General features: G+C 69.0%; 13 protein-coding genes. 6 read left to right on the forward strand and 7 right to left on the reverse strand.

The features are described 5' to 3' along the window. Position 1: 1 nt before the first annotated feature. Together ACX28W_RS26855 and ACX28W_RS26860 are read left to right on the forward strand one after the other, a co-directional pair. The gene (locus tag ACX28W_RS26855; protein ID WP_459002051.1) at positions 2-841 is read left to right on the forward strand and encodes a carbohydrate ABC transporter permease; all 840 of its coding nucleotides are present in this window, start codon (positions 2-4) and stop codon (positions 839-841) included. A gap of 232 nt (positions 842-1,073) precedes the next feature. After that, positions 1,074-1,703: a helix-turn-helix domain-containing protein gene (locus tag ACX28W_RS26860; RefSeq protein WP_459002175.1), complete on the forward strand. Its 630-nt coding sequence runs from the start codon at positions 1,074-1,076 to the stop codon at positions 1,701-1,703. Between the two features lie 21 nt (positions 1,704-1,724). Here ACX28W_RS26860 and ACX28W_RS26865 read toward each other — a convergent pair whose 3' ends face one another. After that, positions 1,725-2,750 carry an ATP-dependent 6-phosphofructokinase gene (locus ACX28W_RS26865; RefSeq protein ID WP_459002053.1) on the reverse strand — a complete coding sequence of 342 codons (1,026 nt, stop codon included), beginning with the start codon at positions 2,748-2,750 and terminating at the stop codon, positions 1,725-1,727. A gap of 309 nt (positions 2,751-3,059) precedes the next feature. On the opposite strand from ACX28W_RS26865, the gene pta reads away from it, so the two are divergent. From pta to pyk, 3 genes are all read left to right on the forward strand, one after another. Continuing rightward, entirely contained in the window at positions 3,060-5,174 is a 2,115-nt protein-coding gene (gene pta, locus ACX28W_RS26870; RefSeq protein ID WP_459002055.1) for a phosphate acetyltransferase, read from the forward strand. Between the two features lie 35 nt (positions 5,175-5,209). Next, the gene (locus ACX28W_RS26875; protein WP_459002056.1) at positions 5,210-6,439 is read left to right on the forward strand and encodes an acetate kinase; all 1,230 of its coding nucleotides are present in this window, start codon (positions 5,210-5,212) and stop codon (positions 6,437-6,439) included. 73 nt (positions 6,440-6,512) lie between these two features. Next, on the forward strand, positions 6,513-7,943 hold the full coding sequence (pyk, locus tag ACX28W_RS26880) for a pyruvate kinase (protein WP_459002057.1): 1,431 nt from the start codon (positions 6,513-6,515) through the stop codon (positions 7,941-7,943). Between the two features lie 348 nt (positions 7,944-8,291). Here pyk and ACX28W_RS26885 read toward each other — a convergent pair whose 3' ends face one another. The 4 genes from ACX28W_RS26885 to ACX28W_RS26900 form a co-directional block, all read right to left on the reverse strand. After that, positions 8,292-9,605 carry a hypothetical protein gene (locus tag ACX28W_RS26885; protein WP_459002058.1) on the reverse strand — a complete coding sequence of 438 codons (1,314 nt, stop codon included), beginning with the start codon at positions 9,603-9,605 and terminating at the stop codon, positions 8,292-8,294. Next, positions 9,595-10,242, reverse strand: coding sequence for a DUF6114 domain-containing protein (locus ACX28W_RS26890; protein ID WP_459002059.1), 648 nt, complete (start codon positions 10,240-10,242; stop codon positions 9,595-9,597). Before ACX28W_RS26890 ends, ACX28W_RS26885 begins: the two co-directional genes overlap by 11 nt. 119 nt (positions 10,243-10,361) lie before the next feature. Next, complete coding sequence (locus tag ACX28W_RS26895) at positions 10,362-10,943, reverse strand: DUF6230 family protein (RefSeq protein WP_459002060.1); 582 nt, start codon at positions 10,941-10,943, stop codon at positions 10,362-10,364. A 685-nt stretch (positions 10,944-11,628) separates the two neighbouring features. Continuing rightward, positions 11,629-12,606 (reverse strand): tetratricopeptide repeat protein, encoded by a 978-nt coding sequence (locus ACX28W_RS26900; RefSeq protein ID WP_459002062.1) that lies wholly within the window; start codon positions 12,604-12,606, stop codon positions 11,629-11,631. A gap of 281 nt (positions 12,607-12,887) precedes the next feature. Here ACX28W_RS26900 and ACX28W_RS26905 point away from each other — a divergent pair, with 281 nt between their 5' ends. Then, positions 12,888-13,517: a TetR/AcrR family transcriptional regulator gene (locus tag ACX28W_RS26905; protein WP_459002063.1), complete on the forward strand. Its 630-nt coding sequence runs from the start codon at positions 12,888-12,890 to the stop codon at positions 13,515-13,517. Positions 13,518-13,693: 176 nt separating this feature from the next. Here ACX28W_RS26905 and ACX28W_RS26910 read toward each other — a convergent pair whose 3' ends face one another. Next, on the reverse strand, positions 13,694-15,394 hold the full coding sequence (locus ACX28W_RS26910; protein WP_459002064.1) for an acyl-CoA mutase large subunit family protein: 1,701 nt from the start codon (positions 15,392-15,394) through the stop codon (positions 13,694-13,696). A 118-nt stretch (positions 15,395-15,512) separates the two neighbouring features. After that, positions 15,513-15,851: a DUF3817 domain-containing protein gene (locus ACX28W_RS26915; protein ID WP_362088612.1), complete on the reverse strand. Its 339-nt coding sequence runs from the start codon at positions 15,849-15,851 to the stop codon at positions 15,513-15,515. Positions 15,852-15,898 lie beyond the last annotated feature (47 nt).

The following is a 15,898-nucleotide window of genomic DNA, read 5'->3' on the forward strand; positions in this document are numbered from 1 at the left end:
CATGCCGCAGACTCCTGTGTCCCGCCGCACCACCCGCCGACTCGCGGCGGACGCCGGGCTCCTCGTCGTCGCGGCGACGTTCGCCCTCCCCCTGGCCTGGGTGATCCTGTCGTCCCTGGACGCGCAGGCGGACCTCCGGCTGAAGACTCCGGGCAGCCTGACCCTCGACAACTTCGACGCCGTCCTGAAGCCGGACATCACGTTCACCCCGCTGCTCAACAGCCTGATCCTGTGCGGCGGCGGCACACTGCTGACGGTGGTCTGCGCGGCGCTGGCGGCCTACCCCCTGTCCCGCTTCCGTTCACGGCTGAACCGCCCGTTCCTGCTGACGATCCTCTTCGCGACGAGCCTGCCGATCACGGCGATCATGGTGCCGGTGTACGCGCTGTTCGTACAGGTGAATCTGATCGACACGATGCAGGGCACGATCTTCTTCTTCGCCGCCTCCCAACTCCCCTTCGCCATCTGGCTGATGAAGAACTTCATGGACGGAGTACCGAAGGAGTTGGAGGAGGCGGCCTGGACGGACGGCGCGTCGTCGCTCCAGTCACTGGTCCGCATCGTGCTGCCGCTGATGGGCCCGGGGGTGGCGGTGGTGACGGTCTTCTCCTTCGTGATGATGTGGGGGAACTTCTTCGTTCCGTTCATGCTGCTGCTCACACCGGACCAGATGCCGGCGTCGGTGAGCATCAACGAGTTCTTCGGGAATCGGGGGATGGTGGTGTACGGGCAACTGGCGGCGTTCTCGGTGATCTATTCGACGCCGGTGCTGGTGCTGTACGTGGCGGTTGCCCGGCGGCTGGGTGGGGGGTTCGCTTTGGGCGGGGCGGTCAAGGGGTGAGCGCGGAGCCGCGCATTACACCTTCAAGGCGTACGACCGGCTTCCGCCGCGCTGACGAAGCTCGCCCACATCCGAAACCGTATGTTCCTACAATCTGTGATTGTGGCCGAACAGAACGTAGTCCCCGCTGGCCCCAGCCCCATATTTTGTGCGCGTGCAACCACCGCAGGCCCACCGGCCCACCCCGCCCTTCAACGCTCCGGCCGCCCGCCGAATCAGGACGGCGCTCGGCATGGGGCCCGAGCATGTCGCGTACGGGATGAGAGCCTCGTACGGGCTGCCGTATGTCACACCCGATCTCGTCACCGCCTGGGAGCGCGGGACCACCGAGCCGAGCGGACCCGAACTCACCGCGCTCGCGGCGGTGTTGTGGTGCTCTCCGAGCGAACTCATCGGCGCGCCACGAACGTTGCGTGAGCACCGCGTCGCGCGCGGCCTCGCCCAGGAGGACGTCGCCCGCGCCGTCGGCCTCGAACTCCTGGCGTACCAGCGGATGGAGGAGGCCGGCGAGTGGCGCGGCAACGAGCGACAGTCGGCCATGCTCGCCGACGTGCTCGAGCTGTCGCTGCCCGACTTCATCACCGTCACGGGACGCGACGGCAAGCTCGCGGAGCTGCTGCGCAGCGCGGTCACGACGCGCTGGCAGGCGTACGTGCGGCCACTCGGGAAGATGGTGCCGCTGGACCGGCGCCTCCTGGAGGGTGCCCTCCAGGAGATGCACTCGGAGTATCAGGGGCAGATGGTCGCCACGCTCAGCTGGGGCGCCGGCTCGGCCGCCGCCGACGCCGGCGACTCGGGCCGGGACTTCCTCGACCGGATCGTCGACCACTTCTGGTCGACGATCCAGAGGAGTACGTACTGAAACAGTCCAGAGGAGTACCTACTAGAACACCGACTCCGCCTCGTCCATCCGATCCTTCGGCACCGTCTTCAGCTCCGTGACCGCCTCCGCGAGCGGCACCATCAGCACGTCCGTACCGCGCAGCGCCGTCATCCGGCCGAAGTCCCCCCGATGCGCGGCCTCGACCGCGTGCCAGCCGAACCGGGTGGCGAGCACGCGGTCGTACGCCGTCGGCGTGCCTCCGCGCTGCACATGGCCGAGAATGACCGGCTTGGCCTCCTTGCCGAGGCGGCGCTCCAGCTCGTACGCCAGTGCCGTACCGATGCCCTGGAAGCGCTCGTGGCCGAACTGGTCGATCTCGCCGTGGCCGTAGTCCATGGTGCCCTCGGCGGGGTGGGCGCCCTCGGCGACACAGATGACCGCGAACTTCTTGCCGCGGGCGAAGCGCTCCTCGACCATCGCCACCAGGTCGGCCGGGTCGAAGGGGCGCTCGGGCAGGCAGATGCCGTGGGCGCCGGCCGCCATGCCGGACTCCAGGGCGATCCAGCCCGCGTGCCGGCCCATGACCTCGACGACCATCACGCGCTGATGGGATTCGGCCGTGGTCTTGAGGCGGTCCATCGCCTCCGACGCCACACCCACCGCCGTATCGAAACCGAACGTACGGTCGGTCGACGAGATGTCGTTGTCGATCGTCTTCGGGACGCCGACCACGGGCAGGCCCGCGTCCGACAGCATCCGGGCGGCGGTCAGCGTGCCCTCGCCGCCGATCGGGATCAGCACATCGATACCGAACTCGCGGGCCATGTCCTGCGCGTTCTCGCAGGCCTCGCGGAGCCGGTCGCGCTGCAGCCGCGAGGAGCCGAGTATGGTGCCGCCGCGGGCGAGGATGCCGCTGACCGCGTTGAGGTCGAGGCTGCGGTAGTGGCCGTCGAGCAGGCCCGCGTAGCCGTCCTCGAAGCCGATGACCTCGTCGCCGAAGTTGGTGACCGCTCGGTGCACGACCGACCGGATCACGGCGTTCAGGCCCGGGCAGTCGCCGCCTGCGGTGAGAACTCCGATACGCATCGTGCTGTGTCTCCTGCTCGCTGCTGGTACGTGTGAGCCGGTCTGATTGTTTCACGGCAGCTGGACCATCGCCGATTCCGCCCGGAGAACAGCCGGGGAACACCCCCCGCGCCGACCCCCCATCCCGGCCTCACCAGGACGTTTGTCCTGGCGAGCGCCTTAACCACCCACACAGGTATTGTCAAGAGGGTTCTGCTCACCCTGGTGGGCTATTTTCCCGAGCCTCAAAAAACAGCCCCAAAAATCAGCCCCGAACATCACGGTGTGCCACGCGGCTCACCCCAGCGACGAAACGGATGGAGAGCACGCGTGACCCGCAGCGTGTACGTGACCGGGATCGACCGCGGCGACGGCCGCCAGGTCGTCGAACTGGGGGTCATGGAACTCCTGACCCGTCAGGTCGACCGGGTGGGCGTGTTCCGCCCGCTCGTCCACGACGGCCCGGACCGGCTCTTCGAGCTGCTGCGCGCCCGCTACCGGCTGACCCAGGACCCGGCCACCGTGTACGGCATGGACTACCGCGAGGCGTCCGCGCTCCAGGCCGAGCAGGGGACGGACGAGCTGGTCTCCACCCTCGTCGACCGTTTCCACCGCGTCGCCCGCGACTACGACATGGTCCTCGTCCTCGGCACCGACTTCGCCGCCACCCAGCTCCCCGACGAGCTGGCGCTCAACGCCCGCCTCGCGAACGAGTTCGCCGCCTCCGTCATCCCGGTCGTCGGCGGCCGCGGGCAGACCGCCGAGTCCGTGCGCGCGGAGACACGCAACGCCTATCGCGCGTACGACGGTCTCGGCTGCGACGTCCTCGCGATGGTGGTGAACCGGGTGGCCCCGGCCGACCGCGCCAGGATCAACGAGCGGCTCGACTCCCAGCTCCCCGTGCCCTGCTACGTCCTTCCCGACGAGCCCGCGCTCGCCGCGCCCACCGTCGCGCAGATCACCCACTCCCTCGACGGCAGCGTGCTCCTCGGCGACGACGCGGGGCTCGCGCGTGACGCCCTCGACTTCGTCTTCGGCGGCGCCATGCTGCCGAATTTCCTGAAGGCCCTCACCCCGGGCTGCATGGTCGTCACCCCCGGCGACCGCGCCGACCTCGTCGTGGGCGCGCTGGCCGCGCACAGCGCGGGCACTCCGCCGATCGCCGGCATGCTGCTCACCCTGGGCGAGCGGCCCAGCGACGAGATCCTCACCCTCGCCGCACGCCTCGCGCCGGGCACCCCGGTGGTCTCCGTGGCCGGGAACTCCTTCCCCACCGCGGCCGAGCTCTTCTCCCTGGAGGGGAAGCTGAACGCCGCCACGCCCCGCAAGGCGGAGATCGCCCTCGGCCTCTTCGAGCGGCACGTGGCCACGAGCGACCTGCTGGGGCGCGTCTCCGCGCCGAGCAGCGACCGGCTCACGCCGATGATGTTCGAGCACAAGCTGCTCGAACAGGCGCGCTCCGACAAGCGGCGGGTCGTCCTGCCCGAGGGCACCGAGGCACGCGTCCTGCACGCTGCCGAGGTGCTGCTGCGCCGCGGCGTGTGCGATCTGACGCTGCTCGGCCCGGTCGACCAGATCCGCAAGAAGGCCGCCGACCTCGGCATCGACCTGGGCGACTGCCAGCTGATCGACCCGGCGACCTCCGAGCTGCGCGACGCGTTCGCCGAGAAGTACGCCGCGCTGCGCGCCCACAAGGGGGTCACGGTCGAGCTGGCCTACGACGTGGTCGCCGACGTGAACTACTTCGGGACGCTGATGGTGCAGGAGGGGCTCGCCGACGGCATGGTGTCGGGCGCGGTGCACTCCACCGCCGCGACCATCCGGCCCGCCTTCGAGATCATCAAGACCAAGCCGGACGCGAAGATCGTGTCGTCCGTCTTCTTCATGTGCCTCGCCGACAAGGTCCTCGTCTACGGCGACTGCGCCGTGAACCCCGACCCGAACGCCGAGCAGCTCTGCGACATCGCCATCCAGTCGGCCGCCACCGCCCGGCAGTTCGGCGTCGAACCGCGGATCGCGATGCTGTCGTACTCGACGGGTACGTCCGGGTCGGGCGCGGACGTCGACAAGGTGCGCGAGGCCACCGACCTGGTGCGGCTGCGGCGCGACGATCTGAGGATCGAGGGGCCGATCCAGTACGACGCCGCGGTCGAGCCGACGGTCGCCGCCACCAAGCTGCCCGACTCCGAAGTCGCCGGTCAGGCCAGCGTGTTGATCTTCCCCGACCTCAACACCGGCAACAACACCTACAAGGCCGTGCAGCGCTCGGCCGGCGCGATCGCCGTCGGCCCGGTCCTGCAGGGCCTGCGCAAGCCCGTCAACGACCTGTCCCGCGGCGCGCTGGTACAGGACATCGTCAACACGGTCGCCATCACCGCGATCCAGGCCCAGACTCCCCATAAGGCCGAGTCTGCCCATCAGGTCCAGACCGCCGGCACCGCATGACCGCCACCGTCCCCAACCCAGAAAGCACCCCCGCAGTGACCGCCACCCGCGTCCTCGTCCTCAACTCCGGCTCCTCGTCGGTGAAGTACCAGCTGCTCGACATGCGCGACAGCAGCCGCCTCGCCATGGGCCTCGTCGAGCGCATCGGCGAGGGAACCTCCCGCCTGAAGCACACCGCGCTCACCACCGGTGAGTCCCGCGAGGCGAACGGCCCCATCCCCGACCACGCCGCCGCCCTGAAGGCCGTCGCCGAGGAGCTGGCCAAGGACGGGCTCGGCCTGGACTCCCCCGAACTGGCCGCGATCGGCCACCGGGTCGTGCACGGCGGCAAGTTCTTCTCCGACCCGACCGTCGTCGACGACACCGTGCTCGCCGAGATCGAACGGCTGATCCCGGTGGCGCCGCTGCACAACCCGGCGAACCTGACCGGCATCCGTACCGCCCAGGCACTGCGCCCGGACCTGCCCCAGGTCGCCGTCTTCGACACCGCGTTCCACACGACGATGCCGGAGTCGGCGGCGCGCTACGCGATCGACGTGAAGACCGCCGACGAGCACCGCATCCAGCGGTACGGGTTCCACGGCACCTCGCACGCGTACGTGTCCCGGGAGACGGCGCGGCTCCTCGGCAAGGCGCCGGAGGACGTGAACGTCATCGTGCTGCACCTCGGCAACGGCGCCTCGGCGTCGGCGGTCAAAAACGGCCGGTGCGTGGACACCTCCATGGGGCTCACGCCCTTGGAGGGACTGGTCATGGGGACCCGGTCGGGCGACATGGATCCGGCGGTCATCTTCCATTTGATGCGGGTTGGCGGGATGTCCACCGACGAGATCGACACTTTGCTCAACAAGAAGAGCGGCCTGATCGGTCTGTGCGGCGACAACGACATGCGGGAGATCCGCCGCCGTATCGACGAAGGTGACGAGCAGGCGCAGCTCGCCTTCGACATCTACATCCACCGCCTGAAGAAATACATCGGCGCGTACTACGCGGTACTGGGCCGGGTGGACGCGATCGCCTTCACCGCCGGAGTGGGCGAGAACGCCGCGCCGGTGCGCGAGGCCGCGGTCGCCGGTCTGGAGGAGCTCGGTCTGGCGGTCGACGCCGACCTGAACGCCGTACGAGCGGACGGGCCCAGGCTCATCTCGCCCGAGGGTGCGCGGGTGGCGGTCGCCGTGGTGCCGACCGACGAGGAACTGGAGATCGCCACGCAGACGTACGCCCTGGTGAGCGATGGCGTGAGCGATGGCCAGAACCTCACCTGAGCGGCGCCCCGCCCCTTTGTATCTTCCACCAGTCGGAATATTCCGTAGCGAAACAAACCGATAGGATCGCCCTATGCGCCGTTCGAAAATCGTCTGTACTCTCGGCCCCGCGGTCGACTCCCACGAGCAGCTGGTCGCGCTGATCGAGGCCGGCATGAATGTGGCCCGCTTCAACTTCAGCCACGGCACGCACGCCGAGCACCAGGGGCGGTACGACCGCGTCCGGGCCGCCGCCGCCGAGACCGGCAAGGCCATCGGTGTACTCGCCGACCTGCAGGGTCCGAAGATCCGCCTGGAGACCTTCGCCGAGGGACCCGTCGAGCTGGTGCGCGGTGACGAGTTCACCATCACCATCGAGGACGTGCCCGGCGACAAGCACATCTGCGGCACGACCTACAAGGGCCTGCCCGGCGACGTCTCCAAGGGCGACCCGATCCTCATCAACGACGGCAATGTCGAGCTGAAGGTCGTCGAGGTCGACGGTTCCCGGGTCAAGTCGGTCGTCATCGAGGGCGGTGTGATCTCGGACCACAAGGGCATCAACCTGCCCGGCGCGGCGGTGAACGTGCCCGCGCTGTCCGAGAAGGACATCGAGGACCTGCGCTTCGCCCTGAAGATGGGCTGCGACATGGTCGCCCTGTCCTTCGTGCGCGACGCCCACGACGTGAACGACGTCCACAAGGTGATGGACGAGGAGGGCCGCCGGGTCCCCGTCATCGCCAAGGTGGAGAAGCCGCAGGCGGTCGAGAACATGGAGGCCGTCGTCGCGGCGTTCGACGCCGTCATGGTGGCCCGTGGCGACCTGGCCGTCGAGTACCCGCTCGAGAAGGTCCCGATGGTGCAGAAGCGCCTCGTGGAGCTCTGCCGCCGCAACGCCAAGCCGGTGATCGTCGCGACCCAGATGATGGAGTCGATGATCACCAACTCCCGCCCGACCCGCGCCGAGGCCTCCGACGTCGCCAACGCGATCCTGGACGGCGCCGACGCGGTCATGCTGTCCGCCGAGTCGAGCGTGGGCGCGTACCCGATCGAGACGGTCAAGACGATGTCGAAGATCGTCGTCGCGGCCGAGCAGGAGCTCCTCTCCAAGGGCCTGCAGCCCCTGGTCCCGGGCAAGAAGCCGCGTACGCAGGGTGGTTCGGTCGCCCGTGCCGCCTGCGAGATCGCCGACTTCCTCGGCGGCAAGGGCCTGGTCGCCTTCACCAAGTCCGGTGACACGGCCCGACGCCTCTCCCGCTACCGCGCCTCCCAGCCCATCCTGGCCTTCACCACGGACGAGGGCACCCGCAACCAGCTCGCGCTGAGCTGGGGCGTCGAGTCCCACGTCGTGCCGTTCGTGAAGAGCACCGACGAGATGGTCGACCTCGTCGACCGCGAGCTGCAGAAGCTCAAGGTCTTCAACGAGGGCGACGTCGTCGTCATGACCGCCGGCTCGCCCCCCGGCGTCCCCGGCACCACCAACATGGTCCGCGTCCACCACCTGGGCGAGGGCGGCCGCGCCTGACCCGCGCACTTTCCGTACGCCGCCGAGGGCGCCCCTTGCGACAGGGGGCGCCCTCGCTGCGTCAGGGCGAGCGCGGCGGCCGCCTCCGGGCTCATCGGCATGGCGTCCAGGACTCGTTCGAGCACGGGTCCGGGATCGAACAGGGGCTCGTCCCCGCGCGGGCCCATCACACCGAGCAGGCCCAGGTCCTCGAACAAGCCGCGCATCGCTGCCTCCAGCGCGAAAAGGCCGTCACGTGACAAGCACTGTGGCTCGGTCAAGCACTGTGGCCCGGTCCCTCACCTGATGGTGAAGTACCGGGCCACAGTGCTTGTGCGCGGCTCCCGAACGGGTCTGTGTGCGTGACGGTCAGGTGGTGTACTGGTGCAGCCCGGGTATGGTCAGCGTTCCGCCGAACTGGCCCGCCTGCACGACCTTCACCTTGGTGAAGTAGATCAGCGGGATGTTCAGCGGCGGAGGGTTCTCCGGGCTGAACTCGACCGGGATCAGGCCGAGCAGGTTGCCGGAGATGCTCTCCGTGTACATGACGGTCTTGCCGTCGCGGATGGTGGACGTCGTGCCACTGCCCGCCTGCACGTGGTAGGTCTTGCCCGCCTGCTTGTCGTCCACCGTCTGGTGCAGATCGCCTATGTCGGTGCCGTCGGAGATCACGTACTTCAGGACCTTCTTGACCGTGCCGTTGGCGGTCTTCACCTTCACGATGCCCTGGTAGTCCGCACCCTTGAGCAGCAGCGAACTGGCGTTCAGGTACCAGGGGTCGTCGGGCAGCGTCACGGGGTTGTCGACGCCGCCCTCCTCGTCCGTGGCGACCGGGCAGTCGTCCGGGTCCACGGCGGAGCTCTCGGACGGGCTGGGGGACGACGTAGCGGCCTCGTCGGCCGCCTCCGTGACCGTCTCCGTGGCGTCCTCGGCCACCTCGGACGCCGTGTCGGTCGCGTCCTTCACGGTGTCGTCGACCGTCGTGGTGACCTTGTCGGTCGTGTCCTTCACGGTGTCGGTGGTGGCCGTGTCGGACGTGTCCTCGCCCTCGCTCGCGCTCGCCAAGGCGGACGCGGACGGCGTGGGGGTGGCGCTCGCCGCGGCGTCCTCGTCGCCCGTGAAGGCGTCGGTGATCGCGTCGCCGATGGTCTCCAGCACGTTGTCGCTGCTCGCGGAGGCCGAGGGGGTCGCCGTGGCCGTGTCGTCGCTGCCGCCGCTCTGGGCCGTCTTGCTCGCGGACGGCGTGGGCGTGGGCTCGGCCTCGTCGTCGGAACCTGAATCCGGCGAAGAGCTCTCGCCCGAGGACGCCGTGTCCGAAGGGGTCGGCTCGGCCTCGTCGGGGGACGCGGTGGCGCTCGCCGAGGCGGAGGCGGACGGGTTGGGGGTGGCGCTCACCGACGCGTCCTCGCCGTCCGTGGAGCCGTCCACGGCCTCCACGCACGCCTGGTACTCGTCGGCCGTCAGGGTCTTCGACGTCGACGCCTGGTCGTCGGCCTGTGCGAGCGTCGGCGTGAAACCCATCCCCATGAGGACCGCGGTCGGCATCGCCGCGAGCGCCACGGCCTTCCCGGCAGGCATGTGGAACCTGGTGAACAGCGGCTTCCTGGGGGCCGCGTGGCGCGGCCCGGTTCTCACACGGGACTCGTCCACATCAGTCCCGTGGGTCACCTCGTCAGCCGGCACTGTGCCTCCCGTTCGCCCCAATGGCGGGGCTCGTACCTGACAGATCCTTCGGCTCGCCCACCTCGTCGGCGACCGCAGGGGCGTCGCTGTTCACGCCGTTCGCGCTGTCCGGGAATACCGGGGATGCCGGGGTTTCCGGGAGGTGCGGGGTGATCGGGGTGTTCGGGTTGCTCGGGGCGCTCGGGGTGCCGCCCTCGGTCTTGTGCGCCACGGCGCCCTGCTCCTCGCCGGGCTCGCCCGGGACCCAGGAGACCGCCATCGCGCCGCCGATCATGGCGAACAGGAAGCCGATGAGGAAGCCGCCGAGGTTGGACACCGGGATGGAGACGAGCGCCAGCAGAATCGCCGCGACTCCGGCGAAGGTCCGTACGTGCTTCTGGAACCAGAGGCTCACGCCCAGCACCCCGAGAAGCACGCCGATGATCAGAGAGCCGGCGCCGGCGGTGGTGGCCATCGCCAGCGTCAAGTGGCCGATCTGGAGGTTCGCGTACGGGAAGTAGGCGATGGGGAAACCGCCGAGCAGCACGAACAGGCCGGCCCAGAACGGGCGTTGCCCCCTCCAGATACGGAAGTGCCGCCGGAAGACCCGGAGGTAGTGCTCGTTCTGGCCGGGCGCGGCAGGAGTCTCGGCGCTCATGGAAAACAGCTCCCTGGAACGGCTTTACTGTGAAAAGTACGCGCGAGTGTTCCGCGTACGGCGATAAGGAGCGGGGCGGGCGAGACAGCCGGGGCCCCCTCGCCCGCCCCATGGAGTGCCTAGTAGCACTCCTTGACGCCCGTGGACAGCGACATCTTGAGGCCGCTGAGCTTGAACGTACCGGCGGTGGTCGCCCACGCCGTCTGCTTGACGTCGGTCAGCACGGCCTTCTCGGCCTGCTGAGCGAAGCCATACGGGTTGGCCGTGTCACCGCTCTTGATGCCCGGACCCTTGCTGGCGTCCTTGGCCGCAACACCGATGTCGATGTTGGTGAACGTCGCGTTGGCCTGAAGGTCCTCGACGTCGATGTACAGGTTGTCGGCCTCGACCGGCTTACCGTCCCCGCCGGCCTTCAGCTGCAGGCTGACGGAACCGATGAGCGGGATGTTCGGGGTGACCACCGACTGGCACATGTTGGTGATCGTCGCGTTCTTGAACGCGGAGACCGCGACGGGGTGAGCCGTCTTCTTGCCGTCGAGGGTGTACCCCGAGTCGATGGCTCCGTACTGCGAGAAGCCCGTACCGACAAGCTGGTCCGCCGTCACCTTGAACGACTGACCGGAAACGCTGAACGACGCCGCGAGAGCACCCTGCGCGAGGGCGACACCTATCGCTGCTGTGGCGGCCACGCTGGGCACCATGACCACAGCGAACCGCTTCCATCTGGTCCCGCCACGCACCTGGGACTCCATATTTCCTCCTTCTCGGACGTACATCTCCTGGCCCTGACTGACCCACATCGGCGGCTCAGCCGGGCAGGGATGGGAGAAGTGCTACGTCCTCGGGAAGGAGAGCGCCCGTACTCTTCAGGCGCGAACCGTGCCCGAATCACTGGCGATCACCCCCGAGCGACAACCACTGGTCGCGCCTGACACACATCACGCACAACCTGCTGGACAGGCTCCGCCGAACGGCAGAGACCCCCCTGTCCACGAGGCGGCTCCACTGCCGCCGCCTCCACCCGGTGGGGACCCACGAAACGCCTTGACCCGATTGGCTGTCGGGGTAGGGGGAATGGACCGAGCGTCGCCGATCGTGGTGCATTCTCGCCGCCCGCACAAGGGGGTTCGTTACTGGCTAGTAACGGCCGGATAACCGAACAACGACCCGTCGGTATCGGTCGGCGACACAGGGTGGTGTCAGGGGTGGTGACAAAACTGTTGATCCCTGGACGGAATCCGGCAGATCGACGCCCCCGACTTACTCCCAGTAACAGCGGCCGCGTTTACCAAGATTTGGTAAAGCGCGGCCACATGTCGCTCTCTCGGCCAACCTTTCACCTGGGCATCACAGGTCCCGGCGTTTAGGAACAGGTCAGCGCACCGGTTAGAACAAAGCCCTGGCCAGTGCCCGGCGCGCCGCGATCACCCGCGGGTCGTCGGCGCCGACCACCTCGAACAGTTCGAGCAGTCGCACCCGTACGGCGTCACGGTCGTCGCCCGCCGTGCGCTGCACCGTGCCGATGAGCCGCCCGAACGCGTCGTCGACATGCCCGCCGACCAGGTCCAGGTCGGCGGCCGCGATCTGTGCCGCCACGTCACCAGGCTTCTCCGCGGCGTCCTTGCGCACCTGAAGCGGATCGGCGCCCTGCACGCGCTGCAGCAACTCCGCCTGGGCGAGGCCCAGCTTGGCTTCCGTGTTGCCCGGGTCGTCATTGAGCACGTTCTTGTACGCCTGTACGGCACCGCCCAAGTCGCCCGCGTCCAGAGCCTGTACGGCGGCCTCGAGAAGCGCGTCGTACGGTCCGGCCGGCACCTCTTGGGCAGCGGGGGCGCTGCCCGGCTCGGCATCGGGGTCCACCGTCAGGCCGGTGAGGCCGAAGCGCTGCTCGGCGACCTCGACGAGCTGGTCGAGCGTCTCGCGGATCTGCTGCTCACCCGCGGCGCCCTGGAAGAGCGGCAGCGCCTGCCCCGCGACCACCGCGAAGACGGCCGGGATCCCCTGGATCCCGAACTGCTGCATCAGCATCTGATTGGCATCTACGTCGATCTTGGCGAGGAGGAACCGCCCGTTGTACTCGGCGGCCAGCCGCTCCAGCACCGGGCTCAGTTGCTTGCAGGGCTCACACCACTCGGCCCAGAAGTCGATGACGACCGGGACCTCGGTGGATCGCTGCAGGACCTCGCGCTCGAACCCCGCCTCGTCTACGTCGATGACGAGACTGGTGGGGGATACGGCCCCACCTCCGCCGCCCTGCCTGGCCGCTTCGGCGCGCGCCTGCTCCGCCTTCGCCTTGGCCTCCTGGGCCGCCTTCACCGCGGCGAGGTCGACGACTCCGCTCATGGACATGTTCCGTGGCTGCATGCGTCTATCCTCCCCCGTTCCCGCGCGTGTGTGAAAAGCGTTGTGAAACCCAGGCGGGTCACACCCTGATCGGGTACCGCACTGGCACTGCGTTCGGCACTACAGGGCGCCGGGTCCCCACCTGGCGCCGATGCGGTTGTCACCCGCGTTCGAGCTTTCGCTACGAGTCGTAGCGTAACTGTCCGAGGGCACCCCTGTCCGCCCCACCCCGGTGATCTCCCTCACGGCTTCACACAACCGCCCGATACGACCTCACAGACCCGGCGGATAGGGTCACCGACATGCACAGTCGCACTTCCGCCGCCCCTCGTACGGGGCGCCCGCGCAGCGCCGCCGCGGACGCCGCCATCCTGCGGGCGACGCGGGCGGCACTGGTCGAACTGGGCTGGTCCAAGCTGACATTGGGGGACGTGGCGACGCGGGCAGGGGTCGCCAAGACGACCCTCTACCGCCGCTGGGCGGGCAAGAACGAACTCGTCGTCGACGCCGTCGCCGTCCTCTTCGACGAACTGGAACTCCCCGACCGTGGCAGCCTCGCCACGGACATCGAGGGCGTGGTCCTCCAATTCGCGGCGATCCTGGACCGTCCGGAGACCAAGACGGCCCTCATGGCCGTCATCGCCGAGTCCACCCGGGACGAGCCCCTGCGCGAACGCATCCGCACGTCGATCGTCGACCGGCAGAAACGTCTCGTCCTGGAGGGCCGGGCCCGCGCCACCGCCCGCGGCGAGCTCCCTCCGGAGTCCGACCCCGACGCGGCCGCCCGCACCGCCGACCTCATCTTCGACGTGGTCGCGGGTGCGGTCCTGCACCGCACGCTGGTCAGCGCGGAGCCGGCGGACGAGGAGTGGGTACGCCGGTTCACCCGGGTACTTCTGCTGGGGCTCACGGGGGCGGCGGCGGAGACCTGAGCGGCGCGGCACGGGTTTTGCCCGCCCCCGCCGCCCCTACCCGCCCCAGACCCCGCCAGGCATCCCAGCCCGTCCGGCGTTTGAGGACGAGGCCGTCCAGGCCGAACGGGGGCCTGGGGGCGGAGCCCCCAGGAACGGGAGGGGACGGGTAGGGGCGGCGGGGGCGAAGAAACCCCTCAGAAGCCCGCCGGCTCCGTGTACACCCCCCACTCGTCCCGGAGCGCATCGCACATCTCACCCAACGTGGCCTCCGCCCGCACCGCGTCCAGCATGGGCGCAATCATGTTGGACCCGTCACGGGCGGCGGCAAGCATCGCGTCCAGGGACGCCCGCACCCGCGCGTCATCCCGCCCGACCTTCCGCGCCCCCAACACCCGCACCTGCTCCCGCTCCACCTCATGACTGACCCGCAGAATCTCCAGATCCCCGGTCACGGACCCGTGATGGACGTTCACACCCACCACCCGCTTGTCGCCCTTCTCCAGCGCCCGCTGGTACTGGAACGCGGACTCGGCGATCTCCCCGGTGAACCAGCCGTCCTCGATCCCCCGGAGAATGCCGGAGGTGATCGGCCCGATCGGGTGGAGTCCGTCGGGATGCGCCCGCAGCCCCCGCTCCCTGATCTGCTCGAAGATCTTCTCCGCGTCGGCCTCGATCCGGTCGGTGAGCTGCTCCACGTACCAGGAACCACCCAGCGGGTCGGCCACGTTGGCGACGCCGGTCTCCTCCATCAGCACCTGCTGCGTACGGAGGGCGATCTCGGCGGCCTGCTCGGAGGGGAGGGCCAGCGTCTCGTCCAGCGCGTTGGTGTGGAGGGAGTTCGTGCCGCCCAGGACCGCCGCGAGCGCCTCCACCGCCGTACGGACGACGTTGTTGTACGGCTGCTGGGCGGTCAGCGAGACCCCGGCGGTCTGCGTGTGGAAGCGGAGCCACTGCGCCTTCTCGGACCGGGCACCGTACACATCCCGCATCCACCGCGCCCAGATGCGCCGCGCCGCCCGGAACTTGGCGATCTCCTCGAAGAAATCGACGTGCGCGTCGAAGAAGAAGGAGAGGCCGGGGGCGAAGACGTCCACGTCAAGGCCGCGGCTCAGCCCCAGCTCCACGTATCCGAACCCGTCCGCCAGCGTGTACGCCAGCTCCTGCGCGGCCGTGGAGCCCGCCTCCCGGATGTGGTACCCGGAGACGGACAGCGGCTTGTAGGCGGGGATCTTCGACGCGCAGTGCTCCATCAGGTCGCCGATGAGGCGCAGGTGCGGCTCGGGCTGGAAGAGCCACTCCTTCTGCGCGATGTACTCCTTGAAGATGTCGGTCTGGAGCGTGCCGTTGAGGACGGACGGGTCCACGCCCTGCCGCTCCGCCGCGACCAGGTACATGCAGAAGACCGGCACGGCGGGTCCGCTGATCGTCATCGACGTCGTGACGTCACCCAGCGGGATGTCCTTGAACAGGACCTCCATGTCGGCCGCCGAGTCGATCGCGACCCCGCAGTGCCCGACCTCGCCGAGCGAGCGCGGCTCGTCGGAGTCGCGTCCCATGAGGGTGGGCATGTCGAAGGCCACGGACAGTCCACCGCCGCCGTTGGCGAGGATCATCTTGTAGCGCTCGTTGGTCTGCTCGGCGTTCCCGAAGCCGGCGAACTGGCGGATCGTCCAGGTACGCCCTCGGTAGCCGGTCGCGTAGAGCCCGCGGGTGAAGGGGTACTCACCGGGCCATCCGATCCGCTCGAAGCCGTCGTACCTGTCGCCGGGCCGCGGCCCGTACACCGGGTCCACGGGATCACCGGAGAGCGTGGTGAAGTCGGCATCGCGCTTGTGCGAGGCGTCGTACCGGGCCTGCCAGCGACGGCGGCCCTCTTCGATGGCGTCAGCGTCCATACCAATGAATTTACTAGGACGTCCTAGTAAATGTCGACGGCAAACCGCCGCGAGCCTTGTCACGGCGGTGAAAACCGATCCCCCTCGAGCGACGATCAAGCGGCGCCCGAGGTCCGGCCTAGGCCTTGGCGACCGCGGGCGAGTCGTCCGTGATCTTCGCCTCGAGCTCCTGGGAGACCTTGCGCTCCACGAAGAACGCGGCCGTGGGGATCGTCCCGGCGAGCAGCACCCACAGCTGCTTGCCGACCGGCCACTTCGCCTTGGCGCCGAGGTCGAAGGCGAAGACCAGGTAGAGGACATACAGCCAGCCGTGCGCGATGGCGACGACGCGCGTGAAGTCCACCGCACCGTCCATGTCGAGCAGGTACTTGGCGATCACACCGAGGGTCAGCAGGACCAGCAGCACACCGGTGACGTAGGCCATCACGCGGTACCTGGTCAGCACGCTCTTCTTCATGAGGACGAGCGTAACGACCCCATATGCGCGATCTTCCGGCGCCCCTA

It is taken from the genome of Streptomyces sp. SD15, from assembly GCF_054462255.1.

Excerpts from the sequence above, each read along its gene's own strand:
- ACX28W_RS26890 (WP_459002059.1), bottom strand. The coding sequence starts at position 10,242 with ATGAGCGCCGAGACTCCTGCCGCGCCCGGCCAGAACGAGCACTACCTC.
- ACX28W_RS26900 (WP_459002062.1), bottom strand. The coding sequence starts at position 12,606 with ATGCAGCCACGGAACATGTCCATGAGCGGAGTCGTCGACCTCGCCGCG.
- ACX28W_RS26860 (WP_459002175.1), top strand. The coding sequence starts at position 1,074 with ATGGGGCCCGAGCATGTCGCGTACGGGATGAGAGCCTCGTACGGGCTG.
- pyk (WP_459002057.1), top strand. The coding sequence starts at position 6,513 with ATGCGCCGTTCGAAAATCGTCTGTACTCTCGGCCCCGCGGTCGACTCC.
- ACX28W_RS26905 (WP_459002063.1), top strand. The coding sequence starts at position 12,888 with ATGCACAGTCGCACTTCCGCCGCCCCTCGTACGGGGCGCCCGCGCAGC.
- ACX28W_RS26865 (WP_459002053.1), bottom strand. The coding sequence starts at position 2,750 with ATGCGTATCGGAGTTCTCACCGCAGGCGGCGACTGCCCGGGCCTGAAC.
- ACX28W_RS26895 (WP_459002060.1), bottom strand. The coding sequence starts at position 10,943 with ATGGTGCCCAGCGTGGCCGCCACAGCAGCGATAGGTGTCGCCCTCGCG.
- ACX28W_RS26910 (WP_459002064.1), bottom strand. The coding sequence starts at position 15,394 with ATGGACGCTGACGCCATCGAAGAGGGCCGCCGTCGCTGGCAGGCCCGG.
- ACX28W_RS26855 (WP_459002051.1), top strand. The coding sequence starts at position 2 with ATGCCGCAGACTCCTGTGTCCCGCCGCACCACCCGCCGACTCGCGGCG.
- ACX28W_RS26915 (WP_362088612.1), bottom strand. The coding sequence starts at position 15,851 with ATGAAGAAGAGCGTGCTGACCAGGTACCGCGTGATGGCCTACGTCACC.